Consider the following 21,386-nt stretch of genomic DNA (forward strand, 5'->3'; position numbering starts at 1 on the left):
GCGAGGAAGACGATGGCGACGAGTGCCAGGAAGACGCTGTGGGCGCTGGCGGCGGTGCTGGGATTGACGGCCTGTGGTGAGGGCACGGCACCGGCTCGGGATGCGGCGCTGACGACGCCGGTGGTGGCGGAGCGCGAGCAGTCCGCCACGGCGGCGCCGCTGGGGCAGACGGTGTGGCTGAAGGCGTGTGCGACGCAGAAGTACGTGTCCGCGGACCGGAACCTGGGGGCGACGGCGCCGCTCGTGGCCAACCGCGACAGCGCGCAGGGGTGGGAGCAGTTCCAGGTGGCGGACGCGGGCAACGACTTCATCTCCCTGCGCGTGGTGGAGACGGGCCTGTACGTGTCCGCGGATCCGAACGCGGGCGGACAGGTGACGGGCTTCCGCACGGCGGTGGGTGACTGGGAGCGCTTCACCTGGGTGCCCTTCGCGGACGGCTCGGTGGGCCTGCGCGCCAAGAGCACGGGCCAGTACGTGTCCGCGGACGCGAACCAGGGGGCCAGCGCGCCGCTGTACGCGAACCGCGCCACGGCCGGCTGCTGGGAGGCGTTCTCCTTTGGCGTCGTGGGGGGCGGCGAGGACCGCTGGGTGCAGATCTGGAGCGACGAATTCGACGGCAACAGCGTCAACACGGCCAACTGGACGCCCAACACCACGGTGCACGTGAACAACGAGCAGCAGCAGTACACGAACTCCGGCGACAACATCTCCGTGAGCAACGGCACGCTGAAGCTCACCGCGCGCCTGCAGTGGAACAACGGCTATCCGTTCACCTCCGGCCGCCTGGAGAGCGCGGGCAAGCGCGAGTTCAGCCACGGCCGCGTCGAGGCGCGCATCAAGCTGCCGGTGGGCGCGGGCCTGTGGCCGGCGTTCTGGATGCTGGGCAATGACATCAACTCCGTGGGCTGGCCCGCGTGCGGCGAGCTCGACATCATGGAGAACGTCGGTTACGGCGACTGGACGTCCGGAGCGCTGCACGGCCCGGGCTACTCCGGCAACACGCCCATCAACGGGCGCTTCTATCCGTCGTCCAGCGTGAGCAACTGGCACGTGTACCGCACGGAGTACTCGTCGTCGGACATCAAGTGGTACATCGACGGGGCGCTGGTGAAGACCACCACGCGCACGGAGGTGCAGCGCTACGGCGCGTGGGCCTACGACAAGCCCCTGTACATCATCCTCAACCTCGCGGTGGGCGGCGGCTATCCCTTCGGCGTGAATGGCGCCTCCACGCCGTACTACGGCGTGCCGCAGTCCACGGTGGACCTGGTGCGCAACGCGCCGCAGACGATGGAAGTGGACTGGGTGCGCGCCTACCAGTGGCGGTAGGCTTGAGGGCATGACGCTCCCGCCCCTCCTCCTGCTGGCTGACAGCGCTCCGCTGTTCTGGCGCGTGGAGGGGCGCCCCTTCCTGGACTACGTGCGCGTGCTCACCGGCGCGGAGCTGCGCGTGCCGCCGGTGCGGGCCGCGTACCTGGGCGCGTCCAACGGCGACGTGCCGGAGTTCTACGACATCTTCGTCGCGGCCATGGAAGGCATTGGCCTCACGCGCAGCCGCAGCATCCCGGCCGCGCCGTCCAGCGAGGACCTGGCGTGGCTGAAGGAGGCGGACGTCATCCTGCTGGCGGGCGGCGACCCGCGCGTGGGCTGGAACGCGTTCCAGGCGCACGGCGTGGATGCGATTCTCCGCGAGCGGCACCAGGCCGGCGCCGTGCTGATGGGCGTGTCCGCCGGGGCCATGCACCTGGGCCTGGGCGCGTGGTGTGAAGACCTGCCCGGTGAGGGCGAGCCCTTTCCCACGCTGGGCCTGGTGCCCTACCTCATCGGCGTGCATGAGCCGCCCGAGTGGCCGGGCCTCAAGCTCGCCGTCCGGCGCATGGGGCTGCCCACGCGCGGGCTGGGCATTCCGCAGGGGGGCGGCGTGCTGCTGCACGCGGATGGCAGCGTGGAGCCCGTGCGGCAGACGGTGGTGGACGTGACGGTGGACGTGGAGGGGCGGCTGCACGAATCGCTGCTGATGCCTCCGGCCACGCCGTACCGGGGTGAGCCGCCCGAAGCGCCGGTGGACCGGCGGACGCTCCAGTAGGTGACTCCCTTGGTGAGGAACGTGATGGCGACGAGCACGGGCAGGACCGTGGCGGTCTGGGCGCTGGCGGCGGGGTTGTCCGCGTGCGCGGGGGCGCCGAAGCGCGCGGAAGCGGTGGCCGGGAGGGACGCCGGCTGGGTCCAGGTGTGGAGCGACGAGTTCAACGGCTCGGAGGTGGACGCGAGCAACTGGCGCATCCAGACCGACGTGCACGTGAACAACGAGCAGCAGCAGTACACGACGTCGCCGGACAACGTGTCGGTGAGCGGCGGCACGTTGAAGCTCACGGCGCGCTTCGAGACGGCGAATGGCTATCCGTTCACGTCCGGCCGGGTGGAGAGCGCGGGCAAGCGGGAGTTCACGCACGCCCGCGTCGAGGCGCGCATCAAGCTGCCGGTGGGCGTGGGGCTCTGGCCGGCGTTCTGGATGCTGGGCGCGGACATTTCCAAGACGGGGTGGCCGGCGTGCGGTGAGCTCGACATCATGGAGAACGTCGGTTACGGCGACTGGGTGTCCGTCGCGTTGCATGGGCCGGGCTACAGCGGCAACACGCCCATCAACGGACGCTTCCATCCGCGCACGCCGGTGAGTGACTGGCACGAGTACGGCGTGGAGACGTCGCCGGAGGCCATCCACTGGTACATCGACGGGGAGCGCGTGAAGACCTCCACGCGCGAGGAGGTGGAGCGCCACGGCGCGTGGGCCTACGACAAGCCCCTCTTCATCATCTTCAACTTCGCGGTGGGCGGCGGGTATCCGGAGGGCGTGAACAAGACGAAGGAGCCGTACTTCGGCGTGCCTCGGTCCACGGTGGATCTGGTGCGCAACGCGCCGCAGACGATGGAAGTGGACTGGGTGCGCGTCTCCGAAAAGCGCTGACGCCATCCCTCCAACGGGGGATGGTCCGCACCGCGACAGGGTTTCTAGGGTGTTCCTCCTCGGGAGGAACAAGCCATGGCGGTCACGGTGGTGGTGGTGTCGGGGCCCATCGGCGCGGGGAAGACGACCCTCGCGCAGGGGCTCGCGCGGCGGTTCGGCGCGCGGCATCTCCACTCGGAGGATTTCCTGCGGAAGCACGGCGGTGAGGGTTCGCGGCGCGCCCGCCAGGAGCTGAGCCTCACGCTGGACAGCAACACGGGTGGGCGCTGGTTGGCGGAGGACGTGCGCACGGCGCTGCACGCCTCCAGGCTGATCATCGTGGATGCCGCGAGCAGCGAGGCCCAGCTGGATGCCCTGCGCACGACTCCCGGGCTCCGCATCGTGCACGTCCACCTGGCGGTCCCCGAGCCGGAGCAGGCCTTGCGCTACGCGGAGCCGGACCCTTTCGAGGCAGCCTGGGCGCATCCCGCCGAACGCGCGGTGCACCCGCTGGCCTCGTTGGCGAATCTCGTGGTGGACACGGCGAGGACTCCGCCCGACGCGGTGCTCGTGCGGGTGGCCAGCCGGCTCGGGCTGTATGGGCGGCCCGGCGAACGGCTCGTGGACCTCATCATCCCGGGGCCTTCCGGCGACGTGGACCTGCGTCCGCTCACGGCGCAGCTCGCCCCCCACTACGCCGTCCTCCTCCGGTCGGCTCCGAAGCCCTCGCGCGAGGAACTGGAGGACGCCTTCGCCCGGGGCCACCGCGTGCTCGTCGAGGGCGCCGGGCCTTGCGCGAGCGGCTGTCTCCAGACAGCGGGCATCGCTCCGGGCCGGGTGCGGCGGACCGTCATGGTGTGCCGCTCGGAGGGCCACACGTTCGACTGGGTGGGACTGCGCGAGGCGGCTTCACTCAACGCCCCCACGGACCTGGCGCTCGTGCTCGCGGGGGACCTGAGCGCGACCAACTGGAACGCCCGGCGCTTCGACCAGCTCACCGACGCGGCCCGTCATCACCTGGAGGAACTGGAGCGCGTCGCGGGTGCGCCCGTGTCGTTCCTCGCCCCCTCTCCCCAGGCCCGCCACCTCATCGAGCGGCGGCCCTGGTGAGCCGGGCGACCACGATTTTCCGAAGCGCTTTCTGTTTTTCCGCGCCGCGGTGTCCAGACAGCAAACGTTCCTGGAGCCCGTGTGCCCCTCCCCTTCCCACCCCCGCGCCGATGGCTGCTGCCCGGGCTGCTGCTGCTCGGGTTCGCCACTCCGGCCGTGGCCATGCCCACTGGCCCTGGCGCCTTCTGCGCTGAAAATCCCACCGCGCCCGCGTGCCAGGGCACCCAGCCCGCCTGCACCTACTGTCACGTGGCCCCGCCCCAGCGGAACGGCTACGGCGCCGCGCTGGAGCCGCACCTCGCCCCCGGCAAGCCGCGCCCCCTCTCCGACGCGGACTTCGCCGCCGCCCTCCCCGCCGCGCTGCGCGCCATCGCCACCCAGGACACCGACGGCGACGGCGCCCCCAACCAGTTCGAGGTCGAGCAGGGCTCGCTCCCTGGCGACGCCTCCAGCGTCCCGCCCAGCGGCGTGTGCGGCGGCGGGGAGAACCCCCAGTTCAAGGTCTGCCAGTACGACACCCGGTTCGCGTACCGCCGCATGCTCAGCGACTTCTGCGGCACGTCCCCCACCTACGCCCAGGTGGCCACGTTCCGGGAGCTGGGCAGCGAGGAGAAGCAGCGCGCCTTCATCGACCAGGAGCTGGACCGCTGCCTCCAGTCCGACTTCTGGCGCGGCAAGCACGGGCAGCTCTGGAAGGTGGCCCACCCCAAGATCCGCCCCGTCGGCTCCATCAAGTCCGGCGAGGACGCAGGCATCATCCCCCTGGCGGACTACTACGACGACTACGCCCTCTTCGCCTGGTCCCAGACGGACGACCACGACGCTCGCGACGTCCTCACCGCCAACTTCTACGTGAAGCGCTCAGGCAGCACGTACAGCGCCGCCAACAGCCTGTCGTCCCAGTTCGTGGAGGCCTCGCGCCGCGCCGGCAACATGACGACCGCGTGGACGCTCACCTCGTTCGTGATGTTCACCGCGCTGCCGCGCAACGCCGCGTCGCAGATGTACCGCGCGTACCTGGGCCTGGACATCGCGAAGCAGGAGGGCCTGCACAGCGTCCCCAACGAGCCGCGCGACTACGACGCCAAGGGCGTCCAGGCGCCCCAGTGCGCCGCGTGCCACGCGACGTTGGATCCGCTGTCGTATCCGTACCGCAACTACAACGGCCTGGGCGGGCTGCCCAACCGCTACATCCCCAACCGGCTGGAGCTGCTGTTCCCCAACGAAGTGGCCACGCTCAAGAACACGCCGGAACAGGGCGTCATCCTGGGCCAGCCGGTGAACACCCTCATGGACTGGGCCCGGGTCGCCGCCAACAGCGACGCCTTCGCCATCTCCACCGTCACGGACTACTGGAAGCTGCTCGTCGGCCACGCGCCATTGCCTGAAGAGAACGAGGAGTTCGTCCGCACCTGGCAGGCCTTCCGCACCACGCACGCCTACCGCGTGCAGAAGATGCTTCACGACCTCATCCGCACGGAGGCCTACGGTGCGCCCTGAACGCCTGCTGTTGACCTGTCTGCTCCTCACGGGCTGCTCCGATACAATCCCGCCCGCAGTCGACCTGGGCCCGGACGCGAACCCCGGCGTCACGCCCGTGTGGGACGGCGGCGTCGCGAAGTCCCAGAAGGGGAACCTGCGCTTCAAGGGCCCCGAGCGCCTGTCGCTCGACCTGGCCCAGGCGCTGGAGCTACCCGCGGCGTCCGTGTGCAACGAACTGGGCCAGTACCCCTGCCAGAACGTGCACGGCGTGGCGCTGGGCGGCGTGGACCCCTACGAGCACAGCGTCTACGAGACCGCCTCCGTCACGGGCGCCACCACGCCCATCGCCGTGGAGCGCACCGTGCTCTCCGCGTGCAACGCGCGCATCGCGCTGGACGTGAAGACGCCTGCCTCCGCGGTGGTGTTCAAGGGCGTGGTGCTCACCGCGGACGGCAAGCTGGCGGATGCCGCGAGCCCCGCCGTGGCCACGGCGGTGACGTCCCTGGTGCGCCGCGCGTGGCTGCGAGACCCGACGCAGGACGAGCGGGACACGCTGGTCCGGCTGTCCGCCGACGTGCAGGCCACTGGCGTGGCCACTCCGGGCGTCGCCTGGATGCAGGCCGCGTGTCTCGCCGTCTTCTCTTCCGCCGAAGCCGTCTTCTACTGAGGAACCCACGCCATGACGCTCAAGACCACGGGCCGGCTGTCGCGCCGCGAGATGCTGCGAGCCCTGTCGCTCTGCGCCGCGGGCACCACGCTTGCGCCCTTCCTCTCCGGCTGCCGGGACTCGCTCCAGACGCCTGAGTCCCTGGAGAAGCTGGGCCAGCAGCGCGACAGGCTCGACGGCAAGCCGAAGTTCCTCATCGTCATCGGGGCGGCGGGGGGCGCGTCCATCGTGGACAGCTTCCTCGCGGTGCGCCAGTCCGAGTCCGCCAACGCCGCGGGGCTCAACACCTTCCCGGACGCGCAGGTGCAGGGCGTGGCGGACAGCCCGTTCCGCGCGGTGAAGTACAGCAACTCGCGGCTGGGGAGCATCAACATCCCGGTCAACACCGACCAGCTGGCGTTCGTGAAGAAGCACGCGCACGAGATGCTGGTGGCCACCTCCGTGGGCACGTCCGTGAACCACGGCATCGCGCAGAAGCGCTCGCTCACCGGCAACGGCGCCTGGCGGGGCCGCACGCTCCAGGAGGCCGTCGCGCTCCAGTGGGGAAACGGCATGCCGCTGCCCAACGTCAACATGGGCACCGGCGGCTACGCCGAGCGTGGCACCGATGACAGCCTGCCCCTGTCCTGCTTCGGCGAGCCCGTGGTCAACCCGTCCCTGTGGCCCCTGGGCCTGGACGGCTCGCGAGGCATCGCGGGAGCGCCGTCGAAGGACGTCATCGCGCTGGCTCGGAGCACGCGGGACGCGCTGGATTCCAAGTCCATCTTCGGCCGCACGTTCCAGGACAGCGCCGCGCTGAAGCGCTGGAGCGAGCAGCGCGGCGTGCAGCAGCCGAAGCTGGAGGCGCTGGACCTCATCACGAAGCTCAACGTCCTGCCGGACCTGCCGGCCATCCCGCTGTCGAAGTACGGACTTGCGAGCTCACCGGACGGGGCGCGGCTGCGCGAGGTGTTCCCCGGCTTCTTCACCGACCCGGTGCAGGGTCAGGCGGCGCTCGCGTTCCTGCTCCTCAAGTACCGCGTGTCCGTGTCGGTGACGCTGGGGCCGGACTTCAACGTCGCGGTGGGCGGGCCCAACGGCATCGCCAATCCGCCGCTCGCGTTCGACATCAGCCACAACGACCACCGGGGCGGCCAGGCCTTCATGTGGGCGCGCATCCTGTCCACGGTGGATTCGCTCATCACGCTGCTGAAGGCGGAGCCCTTCGACGCGCAGACGGGCGAGTCCATGTGGGACCGCACGCTCATCTACGTGGCCACGGAGTTCGGCCGCACGCGCCCACGGCCCTCCGGCGCCACGGAGTTCGGTTCAGGCCACGACCTCAACAACGGCTTCCTCCTGCTGTCGCCCATGGTGAAGGGGAACACCGTGCTGGGGGGCGTGGATCCGAACACCACGCTCACCTACGGCTTCGACGCGCGCACTGGGGCGCCGCAGCCGGGAAAGCTCACGTCCAACGAGCCGGACATCTTCTCCGGAGTCCTCACCGCCATGGGCGCGGACCTGAGCGGCAGCGGTCTGCCGGACGCCAGCGCCTTCAAGCGGGCCTGAGGCGTTCCCGCCCGCCAGAAGCGCTGGCCAATCAGGTCGCCAGCAAGCCTGCGATCCGAATCTCTCCGTGAAGACAGACACATCGCAGAGCGCGGCAATAAGCCGCGACGTCGTGCATGGACGGGCGTCAAACCGGTCCACGGATGAAGCTGCCCGCCCGGGCCCGGTTCCATCAAAACCTGTCCGACAGTCGGACAGGTTCGCGCCGTATGAAGCCAAGGACACGTGCATCACGGAGTGCAGCGGTGGCCCGCGACCGATGCGCCGGCAGGGACGTCAGGACAGAGCCACGCGAAGAGGCGCTTGGCCAGACCCGGGCGCCGCCAGATCGGTCCAGCAGTCAGACAGGTTTCCGCCAAATGAAGTCCCAGGCCACACCCACCCGGCAGCGTGCAACGACGTACTCGCGGGCACCAAGAAGGGATGCGGCCGGACGCCCCTACCTGAACCGGGTTCCCTCAAAACCAGTCCGACTGTCGGACCGGCTTCCGGCGCATGAGGCCCGTGACAGCGATTGCCGCCAGGGGCACGCTGCCATTCGTGGGCAGATGCCACGGTGAGTCACGGGCAGAGACGCCCGCCCGGGGGCGGTTGCCGAAAAACCTGTCCGACAGTCGGACAGGTTTTTTTCGTCCGGCTCCGGAGGGGGCCTCACGCGTCCATGTCAGACCCCTGTGGTTGGATGGCCATGCTGTGACGAGGAGGGGGAATGGGGATGGGACACGGCGGGCTCGTGGCGTACGTGGAAGCGCAGATTGAGCGCGACATCGCGCTGGGACGGATTCACCCGAGCGGGCAGTTCGGCTCGGAAGCGAAGCTGGCGCGTCACTATGACGTCTGCCGGGGCACCACGCGTGAAGCGCTGCGGCGGCTGGCGGCGCGGGGCGTGGTGGTGCAGCGGCCTGGACGCAAGACGCGCGCGGTGCCACTGGATGAGTCCCTGTCGCTGGAGAACCTGGGCCTGGCGCTGCATGACACGCGCTCGCCGGATGCCCGGTGGCTCCTGGAGGGCTACTTCAGTCTCCGGCGGCAGGTGCTGGTGGAGCTCCTGTCCGACTGCTGCGCACGGGCCTCCAAGCGGGACCTGGACCAACTGGGGAGCATCTGCTTCGGGCTTTGGGACGCGGCGCGCTGGGAGTCGGGGGCTTCCTGCGCCCAGGTGGAATTCGAGTTGCTGCGGCTGGCGGCCCGGGTAGCGGACCGGCCCGGGCACGTGCTCCTCGTGCAGTCCCTGCAGCGGGCCTTCATGGTCGGCGCGGCCCAGTTGCTGCCTCTTCTGGGAGGTGAGCCGCTGCGCCAGTGGGCCAACTGCGCGAAGGATGCCCTGCATGATCGCGATACGCGGGCCATTCAGCACGACCTGCCGGCGCTGATGAAGGCACACGATGACCTTGTACTGGATGCATTCGCACCTGCGCCTCGGATACCCGCGGCCCCCGAGGCCCACCCCATCAAAGAGGGCAGCCTCGGTGCGCCCGTGGCAGCCGTCGAGCCGGAGGATGATGCGCCTGAGGCATGCCCTTGCGTCGAGGGGCGGAGCCTCGGTCCCGTTGCGCCGGAGCTTACGACCCGAGAGAGAGGGGATGGGCTCGGCCTCCTTCACGCCGACGCTCCACCCACGAGGCCCTGTGGACCCCCCTGCGCGAACGTTGCTTCCGCCCAGAAGGGGTCACCGCGCCTCGATCATCCTGCTCAGCCGCCGTAGCAGTTCAGGGTCGAGCCGCCGCAGTAGCTGGAGCCGGAGTTGCTCCAGGAGCCCGCGGAGTTGGTGCAGATCTGATTCTGCCGGCGCTCCAGCGTGGGCGTGCAGCAGCCCACCTTGATGGTGCGCGTCTGGCCGGGGATGCAGCCGGCCTGCGCGGACACCTCCTGCGCGTCCTCCTGCACCGGAGCGCCCTCCTCGGGGGCCTCCACGCCACAGCCCACGGTCCCCAGCAGACAGCCCATCAGCAACAGCCCGCGCTTCAGCGTCTTCATGTGTCGCTCCCGGTGTGAGTCACTGCCGTCCGGGACGCTATCAGGGACTTCCGGCCCCACCAGGATGTACTGGATTCCCCGAGCCGGGCAGTCGGGCCCACAACACCGTGGCGTTGGGCCTCGCGGGCTCCGGGGTGATGCCCAGCTTCTTGAAGTCCTTCGAGTAGCGCGAGCCCTTCAGCACCACCCACCGGCGTGCCACGCGCCGGGCCTCGTCCACCGTGTCGCGCGTCAGCGGCGAATAGTCCGCGTGGCGGCGCAGCGCTTCGAACGCGGCGGAGGACTTGCGCTCGCGCTCGAACATCGGATCGAAGAGCACCACGTCGAACGCACCGTCCGGCAGCGCGCGCAGATACGCCGCCGCGTCCGCGTGCACCACCTGCACCGGGCAGGAGGCCGGGTGGCGCTCCAGCCCCTCCAGTCCGTGACGCACCAGCAGGTAGAGCGCCGGGCTCTTCTCCAGCGCGGTGACGCTCCCGCCCGGCCCCACCAGCCTCGCCGCCACTTGCGCGTCCGCGCCCAGCCCCAGGGTGCAGTCCAGCACGCGCTCCCCTTCGCGCAGCCCCGCGACGCGCACCAACTGGTCCTCCATCACGCCCGCATCCAGCTGCTTCACCCGCAGGTGCGCCAGGCCCGGTGAGAAGCGCAGCGTGCCTTCCGCGTCCACCAGGGACACCGCCGTGGACTCGAAGACGACCAGCGCGTCCGCCGTGTCGGTGAGCAGCTTCTTCAGGGGCAGCTTGTGGTGACGCTCCACATACGGCACCCCCACCTCCTCCGCCGCGCTCCGCGCACGCTGTGCGAGCGGTGCGTCCACCCGGTCCGATGTGGTGACCACCAGCGGCTGGCGGGCGGAAGGCGGCGTTTCGGACGGACGGGACATGGACCGGTCCAGCCTACCCCGCGCGCAAGCCGTCCCTCCGGGAGCATTCCCCTGTCCACTCCCCGCCACCCGTCCGACACCCGCGACGCATGGCCCCACCCGGCGCCCCTTCTTACTTCTTTCCCATCACGCGGGGATGTCATGGAAACCGCGTTCATACGGCCTTGCCGGTTCAGGCCGTGGATGAAGAGGGGGAAGGACATGCGACACCCACGAATGGCTCATGCGGGCGTGCTGCTGTTCAGCGTCCTGGCGCTGATGGCCACGGCCCTGCCGCGCATGGTGGTCGGCTCGCCACAACCGCTGCTGGACGGGCCCCGGGCCTCACCCACGGGGCGGGGCCCGCGCGCCGTGGCCCTGGGCGACTTCGACGAGGACGGGCGTCAGGACGTCATCACCGCCAACCACACCGCGGGCACCGTGTCCGTGCTGCGCGGCCTGGGGGACGGGACGTTCGCTGCCGGCATGGAGCAGTCCACCGGCGCGCTTCCCGGCGCCGTCGCGGTGGGGGACCTCGACGGGGATGGCCACCTGGACGCGGTCACCAGCCACTACGGCGGCACCGTGTCCGTGCTCCTGGGGCGCGGCGACGGGACGTTCGGCTCGCGGACCGACCACTCCGTGGGCGCGGAGCCCTCGTCCGTGGACGTGGGCGACGTCGACGGTGACGGCCAGCTGGACGTGGTGACGGCCAACGCGCTGGACGACTCCGTGTCGGTGCTGCTCAACCGGGGCTCGGGCCAGTTCGTGCCCCAGAAGGACGTGGCCACCGGCACCAACCCGTTCGCGGTCGCGGTGGGTGACGTCAACCACGACGGGAAGGCGGACCTCGTCACCGCGAACTTCGTGGACACGGTGTCGGTGCTGCTCGGCAACGGGGACGGGACGTTCCAGCCTCGCCGCGACTACGCCACGGGCAACGCGCCCTACTCCATCGCGGTGGAGGACGTGGACCGCGACGGGAAGCTGGACCTGGTCACCGCGAACTTCCGGAGCCGGAGCGTGTCCGTGCTGCGCGGCAACGGCACCGGCGCGTTCCCCTCCCGTCAGGACTTCCCCGTGGAGGGCGGGCCGTACTTCGTCGCGGCCGGCGACTTCGACGGCGACGGGACGCTGGACCTCATCACCGCCAACTCCGCGGAGAACACCGTGTCCCTCCTGCCCGGCCTGGGCCGTGGCGCCTTCGGCGCGCCCACGCGCCTTCCCACCGGGGATGGGCCCTCGGCGGTGGCGGTGGGGCTCCTGGACGGCGACCTGAAGCCGGACGTCGTCACCGCGAATGCCCGGGGCCATGACGTGTCCGTGCTGAGGGCCGCCGCGTCCTCGGACGTGGGGGTGACGCTCACCGCCGTCCCCCGGAAGGGCGGGGCCACGCCGCGCCTGGACTACACGCTCACCGTCACGCAGCACGGGCCGGATCCGCTCACCCGCGCCGTCATCACCGTGGCCCTGCCGCCGGGCCTGCTGGCCTCCACCCGGGACTGCCTGATGACGGCTGGCGCGCTCCAGTGCGAGGTGGGGCCGCTCGCCGTGGGTGACTCCGCCGTCCTGCGGTTCTCCGCGCCGCTGCCGCGCTCCAGCCTGGGCCTGTCCTACCGCATCACCGCCACCCGGACGCTCAGCGTCCCGGCGGATCCTCACCCGGCCAACGACGTCGCCAGCCAGGACTACGTGTCCCTGGGTGGGCTCGCGGCGACGTGGTGGTAGGGGCTCTCAGCGCGAGCGCTTCAGCTTGGACCACATGAGCCCGACGAAGGTGTCGGGGGCGGGCTCCGCGGTCATCGCCTCTTCGTCCTCGTAGCCGCGCACGGGCGGCGGCAGGGGCTTGGGCGCCACGGGGAACGGCAGGGGCTCCGCGGAGTTCAGCCCCTGCGCGTGGCGCTCCATCACCTCCGCGAAGGAGCGCCGGGGCGCGTTGCGCTCCGCCACCGGCGCCGCGGCCTCCACCCCCTGGAGGGCCCGGATGCGAAGGATGACGTTGGCGCCTTCCGCGCGCGAGATGCCCGTCACCCGCCCGATTGGACCTCGCGGTCCGCGTGCCCGGCTCATCGGCTGCCTCCCCGGTGGTGGGGAAACGTAACGCCTCCAGTTCCGGGCGGCCACTGCCCGGCCCTCCGGGAGTCCACGGGACGGCCCGCCCGGCTGGCCGGTGCTCGCGGTAACCGTCCCCGGGGGTCCCGCGTACTCAGGGAAGAGCGCCCTGTTTCATGACGGCGCCCGGAGGCTTCGCGACCCATGTCTTCCGTCCGTGCAGTGTCCCCTTCCACCCGGCTGCCCTGGGCCCGCCGGCTGTGGCCCGCCGCGCTGGTGCTGGCCGCCGTGCTCAGCGCCTGCACCGAGGCACGCGGCGCGCCGCCCGGCTCGAAGCCCCAGGCCACCATGTCCGCTCCGGTGCAGGACGGCCGCAAGTACGCGAAGCCGTCCGACGCGGAGCTGAAGCGCACCCTGTCCCCCCTGGCCTACCAGGTGACGCAGCACGAGGCCACCGAGCCTCCCTTCCGCAACGCCTTCTGGAACAACCACGAGGAGGGGCTCTACGTCGACGTGGTCAGCGGCGAGCCGCTGTTCTCCTCGCGCGACAAGTTCGAGTCCGGCACCGGCTGGCCCAGCTTCACCCGCCCGCTGGACAAGGCCCACGTGGTGGAGAAGCGAGACAGCACGCTGGGCATGGAGCGCGTGGAGGTGCGCTCGAAGGACGGCGACTCGCACCTGGGCCACGTCTTCGAGGACGGGCCGGAGCCCACGGGCCTGCGCTACTGCATCAACTCCGCGTCGCTGCGCTTCATCCCCGTCAACGAGCTGGCCGCGAAGGGCTATGGCGCGTGGCTGCCGGCGTTCGGCCGCGCGGCCCCGGGTGAGCCCCAGGGCGCGCTCGCCCCCGCCGCGGGCGCCGTCGTGCTGGCGAAGGCCACGGCCCCCACGGAGGCCACGCGCGAGACGGCGTACCTGGCCGGTGGCTGCTTCTGGGGCATGGAGGACATCCTGCGGAAGATCCCGGGCGTCATCGACACGGAGGTTGGCTACACGGGCGGCGCGTTGAGGGGCGCCACCTACGAGGACGTGCACACCGGGGAGACGGGGCACGCGGAGGCCGTGCGCGTCGTCTTCAACCCGAAGCTGCTGACGTACGAGGCGCTGCTGGAGAAGTGGTTCTTCCGCATGCACGACCCGACGACGCTCAACCGCCAGGGCAACGACGTGGGCACTCAGTACCGCTCCGCCATCTTCTACCTGTCGGACGCGCAGCGGCAGACGGCGGAGGCGGTGAAGGCCCGCGTGAACAAGTCCGGCAAGTGGTCCCGGCCCGTCGTCACGCAGATTGCCGCCGCCGGGGAGTGGGTGCCCGCCGAGGGCTACCACCAGGACTACCTGGTGAAGAACCCCGGCGGCTACACCTGCCACTACCTGCGGGACTGAGGCCCGCTCAAGCGCGGTCGTGCACTTCGAACGTCATGCCCGCCTTGCGCAGGCGCTCCACCAGCACCATGCCCATGGCGGACGCGGGGGTGAGGACACCGCCCCGCTTGGGGGTGTTGTCGAAGGCGAGGCACAGCGCGGACTCCGCCAGCATGCGCGCCGTGGCCTGGTAGCCCGGGTCTCCGGCTGAAGCGACCTTGCCCTCCACCTTCACGCGCTGGCCGCTCTTGGGTGACTGGCCTTCACCCAAAAGCCGCACCTCGAAGAGGCCGCGCTCGCGCGCGGTGGCGGACGGGCCCTGGCCCGGCGCGGGCAGCACGTGCTTCTCCAGCAGCTCCCGCACGGGGTCCACGTTGGACAGGACCATGAAGCCGCCCAGCCCCGCGGTGGTCGCGGCGGCCAGCGCCATGCCCTTGGGCCCGGGCCCGAAGTCGGAGACCTCCGAGTAGAAGAAGTCGCGTCCCCACGGGTAGCCCAACAGCGCGTTGGAGCGGCGCACGACGCGCGTGTTGACGGAGGCCATCACGAAGGGCGCGGTCCACGTGCCAGTGTCCGGGCTCTTCTTCACCGTGGCCAGGTCGCGCTCCTCCTTGGTGCCACGGGAGGGCTCGGGGTCCAGGGCGTGGGCGCTGGTGAGCACCTTCTTGAGGGACGGGTCGGCCTTCACCGCCGCCAGGGTGTCCATCATGCTGGCGATGGTGCCGCCGCTGAAGCCGCCGCGCATGCGCGTCAGGTGGAAGCGCACCTGGTCACAGTGGCCGCCGTGCTTCTCGCGCATGTAGTCCTGGACCATCAGCGTGCCCAGGTCGGAGGGGATGGAGTCGAAGCCGCAGGTGTGCACGATGCGCGCGCCCGTCTGCCGCGCCTGGGCCTCGTGCGTGTCGATGGTCTTGCGCATCCACTGCACCTCGCCCGTCAGGTCGCAGTAGTCCGTGCCGGCGCGGACGCACGCGGCCACCAGCTCGTTGCCGTAGCGCGCGTAGGGGCCCACGGTGGAGATGATGACGCGCGCTCTCGCCACCATCGCGTCCAGCGAGGCCGCGTCCTTCGCGTCCGCCAGCACCACCGGCAGGTCCGCGAACTCCGGCCGCACCTTCGCCAGCTCCGAGCGGACCTGGTCCAGCTTCGCCTCGTCACGGCCGGCGATGGCCCACTTCGCCTGGTGGGTGTCCTGCGTGCGCGCCAGGTACTCCGCCACCAGGCGGCCGGTGAATCCCGTGGCACCCCACAGGATGATGTCGAACGCGGGCTTCTTGTCGTGGGCCATGGGGCGGCGCGTAGCCGGACCCTCCATGTGCGCGCAAGCGCGATTGCACCGCGCGTGAACGACCTGTCCGGTGGCCGGGCCTCAGGGGCGCAGCCGCAGCCGGATGGGGCCGCGCGCGGTGGATGGGTCCACCACCCTGCCCCCCTGCACGATGTCCAGCACGCCGCGAGCGACGAGCCTGCGTGCTGCCTCGCGCACGGGCTCCATGGACGCGCGCCCACTTGCGGCGCCAGGTGATGTCCCGCCGCGCCGGCTTTCAACCCCGGCCGACGCCGAAGTAGGTGAAGCCCTCGCCGCGCGCCTGCTCCGGGTCGAAGACGTTGCGGCCGTCGAAGATGACCGGGCGGCGCATCAGCGACTTCAGGCGGCGCAGGTCCGGGTGGCGGAACTCGCTCCACTCGGTGACGAGGAAGAGGCCGTCGGCGCCCTCCGCCGCGTCGTAGCAGGTGGAGGCGTAGGACACGCGGTCCGCGAAGCAGCGCCGCGCGGCCTCGCCCGCCACCGGGTCGTGGCACTGCACGCGCGCGCCCGCGTCCAGCAGCCCTTCGATGAGGTCCACGGACGGCGCCTCGCGCATGTCGTCCGTCCTGGGTTTGAAGGCCAGGCCCCACACCGCGAAGGTGTGACGGGACACGTCTCCGTAGTGGCGGAGCGCCTTCGCGAGCAGGCTCTTCTTCTGCCGGGCGTTGGTGGCCTCCACCGCGCGCAGGAGGTCCAGCTCCAGCCCCACGTCCCGCGCGGTGGCCATCAGCGCGCGCACGTCCTTGGGGAAGCAGCTGCCCCCGTAGCCGATGCCCGGGTGCAGGAACGCATAGCCGATGCGCTTGTCCGCGCCCACGCCCCGGCGCACCTGGTCCGCGTCCGCGCCCACGCGCTCACAGAGCGCGGCCACGTCGTTCATGAAGGAGATGCGCGTGGCGAGCATCGCGTTGGCCGCGTACTTCGTCAGCTCCGCGGAGCGCGGGTCCATGAACAGGATGGGGCTCTCCGTGCGGACGAAGGGCGCGTACAGCTCGCCCATGATGCGGCGGGCCTGCTCGGAGTCCGCGCCGATGACGACCCGGTCCGGCTTGAGGAAGTCCTCCAGCGCGGCGCCCTCCTTCAGGAACTCCGGATTGGAGACGACGTCGAAGTCATGCCCGGTGTTGCGCGCGATGACCTCCCGGACGCGGTCCGCCGTGCCCACCGGCACGGTGCTCTTGTCCACCACCACCGTGTAGTGCCTGAGCGCCCGGCCCACGGCCTCCGCCGCGGCCAGCACGTATCGCAGGTCCGCGCCGCCGGACTCGCCCATGGGCGTACCCACCGCGATGAACACCACCGTCGCGCCTCCCACCGCTTCGGGCAGGTCGGTGGTGAAGTGCAGCCGCCCGGCGTCGCGGTTGCGGCGCACCAGCTCCTCCAGGCCCGGCTCATAGAGGGGCAGCTCGCCCCGGTTGAGCGCCGCCACCTTCGCCTTCTCCACGTCCACGCACGTGACGTCGTGGCCGGACTCGGAGAAGCACGTGCCCGCGACCAGCCCCACATAGCCCGTCCCGATGACGGCGATCCGCATACGGCTCCCCCTTCACGCCGCTCTCTCAGGCCACCCGGCCGGACGCGGCCTCCCGTGCATACCGCTCCAGCGTCCGCGCGCGGTGCGCCGCCGTGTGCTCGGCGAGCACCCGCGCCCGGGCCCGCTGGCCCACCGCCTGGCGCTCTGACTCCGGCAGCTCGCGCAGGTAGCGCAGCGTCTCCCGCGCGTCGTGCGACACCAGGATTTCGAGCCCCGGCGTGAAGAACGTGTCCAGCCCCTCCCACGCGTCGCTGATGATGGGCACGCCGCACGCGGCCGCCTCGAACAGCCGCACGCTCGGCGAGTGCCCGGCGCGCACCATGTCCGCGCGGGTGACGTTCAGGGTGAAACGCTGGGCGGTGTAGAAGGCCGCGTGCTCCGGCGGCGGCAGGTGCTGCACGCGCTCCACGTTGGACGGCCACGCAAGGCCTTCCGGGTACTGGGGCCCGGCCACGACGAAGCGCCCTTCGGGCCAGCCGCGCGCGGCGTCCAGCATCAACCGCTCCAGCACCGGCTGCCGGTCGTCGCTGTACGTGCCCAGGTAGCCCAGGTCCCAGCGCGGCCTTCCCTCGCACGGGCCATACAGCTCCGGATCGCAGGAGCAGTAGAGCGGCCGCGCCGCGGGCGAGCCCAGCTCCCGTTCAATCCGCTGGAGCGTGGGCCCGCCGGTGAAGGACAGATAGAGCTGGTAGCCGGGCACCTGGTGGGGCGCGAGGTATTCGAAGTCCCCGCGCTCGAGCTTCGCCAGCGTGACGGGCGTGTCGATGTCGTAGAAGGCCGTGACGCCCTTCGCGGTGCCCTGCACCCACGCGCCCACGTCCACGCCCTGCGGCACGTAGGAGCCCACCACCACGAGGTCGGCCTTGCGGACCTCGGAGGTGAAGCGCTCGCGCAGGTCGTCCAGGCTGGCGTACAGCTCCGTGCGCCCGGGCCAGGTGCCGCCCGGGTCGCGGTGCGCGGCGTACCAGGGCACGTCCCGCTCCAGGAAGAGCACGTCGTGCCCGCGCCGCACCAGCTCCCGCACCAGCGCCCGGTACGTGGTGGCGTGGCCGTTGCCCCAGCTGGAGGTGATGGACAGCCCCAGGATGACGATGTGCATGCGCGCGAGTTCCATCACACCGGTCCTCCCCAGGCCGGGGCGCGGTAGCCCAGCGCCGCCTCCACCTCCAGCGCGCGGTGCGCGTACGTGTGCCCGGCCAGCACGCGCCGCAGCGCCGCCTGCCCCATGCGCCGGGCGTCCTCCGGGGTGAGGCGCTTCACGTGCTCGGCGACCTCTTCTCCGGAGTGGGCCACCAGGACCTCGCGGCCGGGCTCCAGGAACTGCTCCACGCCCTCGAAGGCGTCGGTGATGAGGCAGGCGCCCGCGCCCGCGGCCTCGAAGACGCGCGTGGCCGGTGAGAAGCCGAAGCGGGCCATGCTGTCGCGGTGGATGTTGAGCACCGCGCGCGCCGAGCAGTTCAGCGCGTTGTGGTCCTGCGTGTAGACGTGGCCCAGGCGCACGACGTTGGCGGGCACGACGCGGTCCTCCCAGCCGCTGCCGCCCAGGAGCAGGCGGGACTGGGGCAGCGCCTCCGCGGCCTTGAGGAAGAAGGCGTCCACGCGCGCCTCGCGGTCCGGCAGCCGGTTGCCCAGGAAGGCCAGGTCGCCGGCGAAGCGCGGCTCGGGCGGCACGGGGTGGTGCGTGTCCGGATCCAGCGCGTTGTAGATGGGCACGCACTGCTTCGCGCCCAGCTCGCGGTACGCGTTCACCACCGGCGCGCCGCCGCCGTACGTGAGGATGTGGTCGTAGCGCGGGATGAGCGGGCGGAAGAGGTCCTTCGCGTCCTTCGCCACGCGCTCCAGCGTGGCGGGCGCGTCCACGTCCCAGAACACCACCTGCGTGCCGGAGCGGCGCAACTCCAGCACCTGCGCCTCCAGGTACGCGTCGAAGGTGCCCACGCCGCTGGCCTTCACCACCACGTCCACGCCGAAGGCGTCGTCCAGGCACTCGTCCACGGAGCCCCGGTCGTTGGAATAGACGACGACGCGGGCCCAGTCCGGGTCCTGCAGGTCGCGGTGCTGCTGCCGGCCGTAGGCGTCCGGTTCATAGAAGGTGACGTGGTGTCCGCGCGCGTGCAGGGCGCGGATGAGGCCCCGGTAGTAGGTGGCCGCGCCGTTCCAGTAGGCGGACACCAGGCTCGAACCAAAGAAGGCGATGCGCAGGCCGTGGCTCATGCGGGGACCCTTTCGGAGGACAGCGGATGGAGCACGTCGGAGGACATGCCCAGGGACTGGCAGATGCCCAGCAGGGCCTCCACGCGGTGCGCGCAGGTGTGGCGCGACAGGACCGTGCGCAGGCCGGCCTCCGCGAAGGCGTGCCGCATCTCCCGGTCCGCGATGAGCGCGGCCAGGTGGCGCCGCATCTCCGCTCCGTCTCGGGCGACGAGGTAGTCCCGGCCCGCGGTGAACAGTCCCTCCGAGTCCTCCCAGGGGGCGGACACCAGCGGGATGCCGCACGCCAGCGCCTCGAAGGGGCGGATGGTGGGGATGCCGGGCAGCCGCGTGGCGTAGGGACGCCGGGGGATGTGCACGGTGACGCGCGCCTGGGAGAAGGCCAGCGGCACGCGGTGGTTGGGCAACCAGCCGGCGTACTCGATGCCCGCGTCGAAGAGGGCTCGCAGGGCGGGGGCGGGATAGCGCACGCCGTGCACCCGCGCCGTCAGGTCCAGCGTGCGCACCGGCTCCAGCAGGAACTCCTCCAGCTCCTTCGTGCGCTCGTCGTCGCCCCAGTTGCCGACCCAGACCAGGTCCCGGACCTCGCGGTTGCGCGGGTGCGGGTGGAACACGCGCACGTCGGCGGCCTCGTGCCAGGTCCACGCGTGCTGCGTCCAGCCCTTCTCCAGGTAGAGGTCCCGGAGCACGTCTCCGAAGGCGAGCACGCCGTCGTACTGGGACAGGTCGTAGCCGGCCATTCCTTCGGGCGTCGTGACGCCCCGGTGGTGGGTGTCATGGAAGAGGAGCCGGAAGCGGCCGCCGTCGCGGCGGTGCTCCCCGATGCGGCGCACCAGGTCCGGCGGGGTCCACTCATGCACCAGCACCAGGTCCGCGCCGTCGAGCACGGCCTCCAGGTCCAGCGCGTTGGGGACGTAGCGCTCCGGGCGCACGTGCGGGTAGTGGACGCGGACCTCGTTGAGGGCGGCCAGGCCGAGGGGCTCCTCCAGGAGGTTCTGGAAGCTCCACGCGTCCGCGGGTTCGAGCACGCGCACGGAGTGGCCTCGCGAGGACAGCTCTGACACCACGCCGCGCAGGAAGTGGGCGTTGCCGTGGTTCCAGTCGGACAGCAGGGAGTGGCAGAAGAGGATGACACGCATGGGTGGTGGGACTCCTCGGTTCGTCAGGACACTCGGCGTTCGGGCCGGAGCAGGCCCGCGTAGAGTTGGAGGTACGCCTCCACCATCCGCTCGGAGGTGAAGGTGAGCGCGCGCTGGCGGCCCCGCGCCGCCAGGGATTCGCGCTCCGTGGGGTGGCTCATGAGGAAGCGCAGGGTCCGTGCCAGGGCCCGGGGATCATCCGGCGGCACGAAGCGCGCGGCGTCTCCCCAGACCTCACGCAGGCTGGGGATGTCACCCAGCACCAGCGCGCACCCGGCGAGCGCGGCCTCCAGCGCGGACAGGCCGAAGGGCTCATAGCGCGCGGGCAGCGCGTACACGGACGCGCGCGCCATCCACCGTGCGAGCACGGGAGGCGGAAGGTGGCCCAGGGGCCGGGTGCTCCGCGTCGTCGCGACCGCGCCGTTGCCTGGCGGGGTGGCGTCTCCCGCGACATGGATGGGGAACGGAAGCTCCTGTGCGGCGGCCTCCAGCGCGGTCAGGTTCTTCGCTTCGTCCCACAGCCGTCCCGCCGCGAGCACGAAGGGTTCCTTGGTGGCGGGCACGAAGTCCTCCGCGCGCCGAGCGTTGGGGATGATCCGCGCGTCGGGGAGCGCGCCGTAGTGCCGCCGGACGGCCTCCAGCATGGCCCGCGTGGGCGCCACCACGACGGAGGCCGCGTGGAGCCCCTTCGCCACCTCCGCGCGGTAGCGCTCGTAGCGCTCTGGCGCGGGCTCGCGCTTCACCGCCTCCCACCAGGAGAGGACGCACGAGTGCGCCACCACCAGCACCGGTGCACGAAATGGCAGCGCGCCATGGCAGTAGCCGTTGAGGTGCACCACGTCCGGCGACAGCCGGGCCTCCAGCTCCAGCAGCCACTCACCCGCGGCGCGCACGTCGTCCCAGGGCGCGTCCATCCACTCCAGCCGCCAGGTGCTCTCGTGCACCGTGAGCCCCATCAGCGCTTGTGCCTCCTGCCACTGACTGGAGGACAGCGGCGCGCCCATCGTGGCCAGCTCCACGCGCACGCCCCGGGCACAGAGCGCGCGGCACAGCTCCAGCGCGTAGGACCAGACGCCCCCCACCGTGTCGGCGGTCATCAACACCCGGCGCACGGGCGGCGGTGGCCGCGCGGCCTCAGGGGTGGACGTCGATGGCTTCAAGCGTTTCCCCCCGCCCCGTGCCC

19 protein-coding genes and 1 pseudogene are annotated in these 21,386 nt (G+C 71.4%); 10 read left to right on the forward strand and 10 right to left on the reverse strand.

Annotated features, from left to right (window positions below; all coding sequences use genetic code 11):
- Positions 1-12 precede the first annotated feature (12 nt).
- The 8 genes from D7X96_RS10495 (at position 13) to D7X96_RS10530 (ending at position 9,459) form a co-directional block, all read left to right on the forward strand.
- Positions 13-1,329 (forward strand): family 16 glycosylhydrolase, encoded by a 1,317-nt coding sequence (locus D7X96_RS10495; protein ID WP_120551775.1) that lies wholly within the window; start codon positions 13-15, stop codon positions 1,327-1,329.
- A 10-nt stretch (positions 1,330-1,339) separates the two neighbouring features.
- Positions 1,340-2,086, forward strand: coding sequence for a Type 1 glutamine amidotransferase-like domain-containing protein (locus D7X96_RS10500; RefSeq protein WP_120551776.1), 747 nt, complete (start codon positions 1,340-1,342; stop codon positions 2,084-2,086).
- A 24-nt stretch (positions 2,087-2,110) separates the two neighbouring features.
- The gene (locus D7X96_RS10505; RefSeq protein ID WP_120551777.1) at positions 2,111-2,965 is read left to right on the forward strand and encodes a glycoside hydrolase family 16 protein; all 855 of its coding nucleotides are present in this window, start codon (positions 2,111-2,113) and stop codon (positions 2,963-2,965) included.
- A gap of 75 nt (positions 2,966-3,040) precedes the next feature.
- Complete coding sequence (locus tag D7X96_RS10510; protein WP_120551778.1) at positions 3,041-4,054, forward strand: AAA family ATPase; 1,014 nt, start codon at positions 3,041-3,043, stop codon at positions 4,052-4,054.
- Between the two features lie 81 nt (positions 4,055-4,135).
- Positions 4,136-5,554, forward strand: coding sequence for a hypothetical protein (locus D7X96_RS10515; RefSeq protein WP_120551779.1), 1,419 nt, complete (start codon positions 4,136-4,138; stop codon positions 5,552-5,554).
- A complete protein-coding gene (locus tag D7X96_RS10520) occupies positions 5,544-6,203 on the forward strand; it encodes a hypothetical protein (protein WP_244219526.1) in 660 nt (219 codons plus the stop codon). The genes D7X96_RS10515 and D7X96_RS10520 overlap by 11 nt, the downstream gene beginning before the upstream one ends.
- A gap of 12 nt (positions 6,204-6,215) precedes the next feature.
- Positions 6,216-7,754, forward strand: a complete 1,539-nt coding sequence (locus D7X96_RS10525) for a DUF1501 domain-containing protein (RefSeq protein ID WP_121769638.1) — start codon at positions 6,216-6,218, stop codon at positions 7,752-7,754.
- A 709-nt stretch (positions 7,755-8,463) separates the two neighbouring features.
- Positions 8,464-9,459: a FadR/GntR family transcriptional regulator gene (locus D7X96_RS10530; RefSeq protein ID WP_121769639.1), complete on the forward strand. Its 996-nt coding sequence runs from the start codon at positions 8,464-8,466 to the stop codon at positions 9,457-9,459.
- Here the strand turns inward: D7X96_RS10530 and D7X96_RS10535 are convergent.
- Positions 9,447-9,731, reverse strand: a complete 285-nt coding sequence (locus D7X96_RS10535) for a hypothetical protein (RefSeq protein WP_120551782.1) — start codon at positions 9,729-9,731, stop codon at positions 9,447-9,449. The genes D7X96_RS10530 and D7X96_RS10535 overlap by 13 nt on opposite strands.
- Before the next feature lie 40 nt (positions 9,732-9,771).
- The gene (locus tag D7X96_RS10540) at positions 9,772-10,614 is read right to left on the reverse strand and encodes a class I SAM-dependent methyltransferase (protein WP_121769640.1); all 843 of its coding nucleotides are present in this window, start codon (positions 10,612-10,614) and stop codon (positions 9,772-9,774) included.
- A gap of 201 nt (positions 10,615-10,815) precedes the next feature.
- Between D7X96_RS10540 and D7X96_RS10545 the strand changes: the two genes are divergently transcribed.
- Entirely contained in the window at positions 10,816-12,321 is a 1,506-nt protein-coding gene (locus D7X96_RS10545; protein ID WP_158626570.1) for an FG-GAP-like repeat-containing protein, read from the forward strand.
- Positions 12,322-12,327: 6 nt separating this feature from the next.
- On the opposite strand, the gene D7X96_RS10550 is transcribed toward D7X96_RS10545, so the two are convergent.
- Positions 12,328-12,663, reverse strand: a complete 336-nt coding sequence (locus D7X96_RS10550) for a hypothetical protein (RefSeq protein WP_147442923.1) — start codon at positions 12,661-12,663, stop codon at positions 12,328-12,330.
- A 186-nt stretch (positions 12,664-12,849) separates the two neighbouring features.
- On the opposite strand from D7X96_RS10550, the gene D7X96_RS10555 reads away from it, so the two are divergent.
- Positions 12,850-14,031 carry a bifunctional methionine sulfoxide reductase B/A protein gene (locus tag D7X96_RS10555; RefSeq protein WP_121769642.1) on the forward strand — a complete coding sequence of 394 codons (1,182 nt, stop codon included), beginning with the start codon at positions 12,850-12,852 and terminating at the stop codon, positions 14,029-14,031.
- A 7-nt stretch (positions 14,032-14,038) separates the two neighbouring features.
- On the opposite strand, the gene D7X96_RS10560 is transcribed toward D7X96_RS10555, so the two are convergent.
- The 7 genes and pseudogenes from D7X96_RS10560 to D7X96_RS10590 all read right to left on the reverse strand — a co-directional run bounded on the left by D7X96_RS10560 (position 14,039) and on the right by D7X96_RS10590 (position 21,300).
- Entirely contained in the window at positions 14,039-15,298 is a 1,260-nt protein-coding gene (locus D7X96_RS10560; protein WP_121723843.1) for a saccharopine dehydrogenase family protein, read from the reverse strand.
- A gap of 81 nt (positions 15,299-15,379) precedes the next feature.
- Positions 15,380-15,511, reverse strand: a pseudogene (locus D7X96_RS10565) (DUF3253 domain-containing protein); the annotation flags it as partial.
- Between the two features lie 43 nt (positions 15,512-15,554).
- Complete coding sequence (locus D7X96_RS10570) at positions 15,555-16,853, reverse strand: UDP-glucose dehydrogenase family protein (RefSeq protein WP_121769643.1); 1,299 nt, start codon at positions 16,851-16,853, stop codon at positions 15,555-15,557.
- Between the two features lie 25 nt (positions 16,854-16,878).
- On the reverse strand, positions 16,879-17,967 hold the full coding sequence (locus D7X96_RS10575) for a CgeB family protein (protein ID WP_244219527.1): 1,089 nt from the start codon (positions 17,965-17,967) through the stop codon (positions 16,879-16,881).
- Positions 17,967-19,067 (reverse strand): CgeB family protein, encoded by a 1,101-nt coding sequence (locus D7X96_RS10580; protein WP_121723841.1) that lies wholly within the window; start codon positions 19,065-19,067, stop codon positions 17,967-17,969. The genes D7X96_RS10575 and D7X96_RS10580 overlap by 1 nt, the downstream gene beginning before the upstream one ends.
- The gene (locus tag D7X96_RS10585; RefSeq protein ID WP_120551790.1) at positions 19,064-20,203 is read right to left on the reverse strand and encodes a CgeB family protein; all 1,140 of its coding nucleotides are present in this window, start codon (positions 20,201-20,203) and stop codon (positions 19,064-19,066) included. Before D7X96_RS10585 ends, D7X96_RS10580 begins: the two co-directional genes overlap by 4 nt.
- A 23-nt stretch (positions 20,204-20,226) precedes the next feature.
- Positions 20,227-21,300: a glycosyltransferase family 4 protein gene (locus D7X96_RS10590; protein WP_121769647.1), complete on the reverse strand. Its 1,074-nt coding sequence runs from the start codon at positions 21,298-21,300 to the stop codon at positions 20,227-20,229.
- Positions 21,301-21,386 lie beyond the last annotated feature (86 nt).

Origin of the sequence: Corallococcus interemptor (genome assembly GCF_003668875.1) — a bacterium.
GTDB lineage: Bacteria > Myxococcota > Myxococcia > Myxococcales > Myxococcaceae > Corallococcus > Corallococcus interemptor.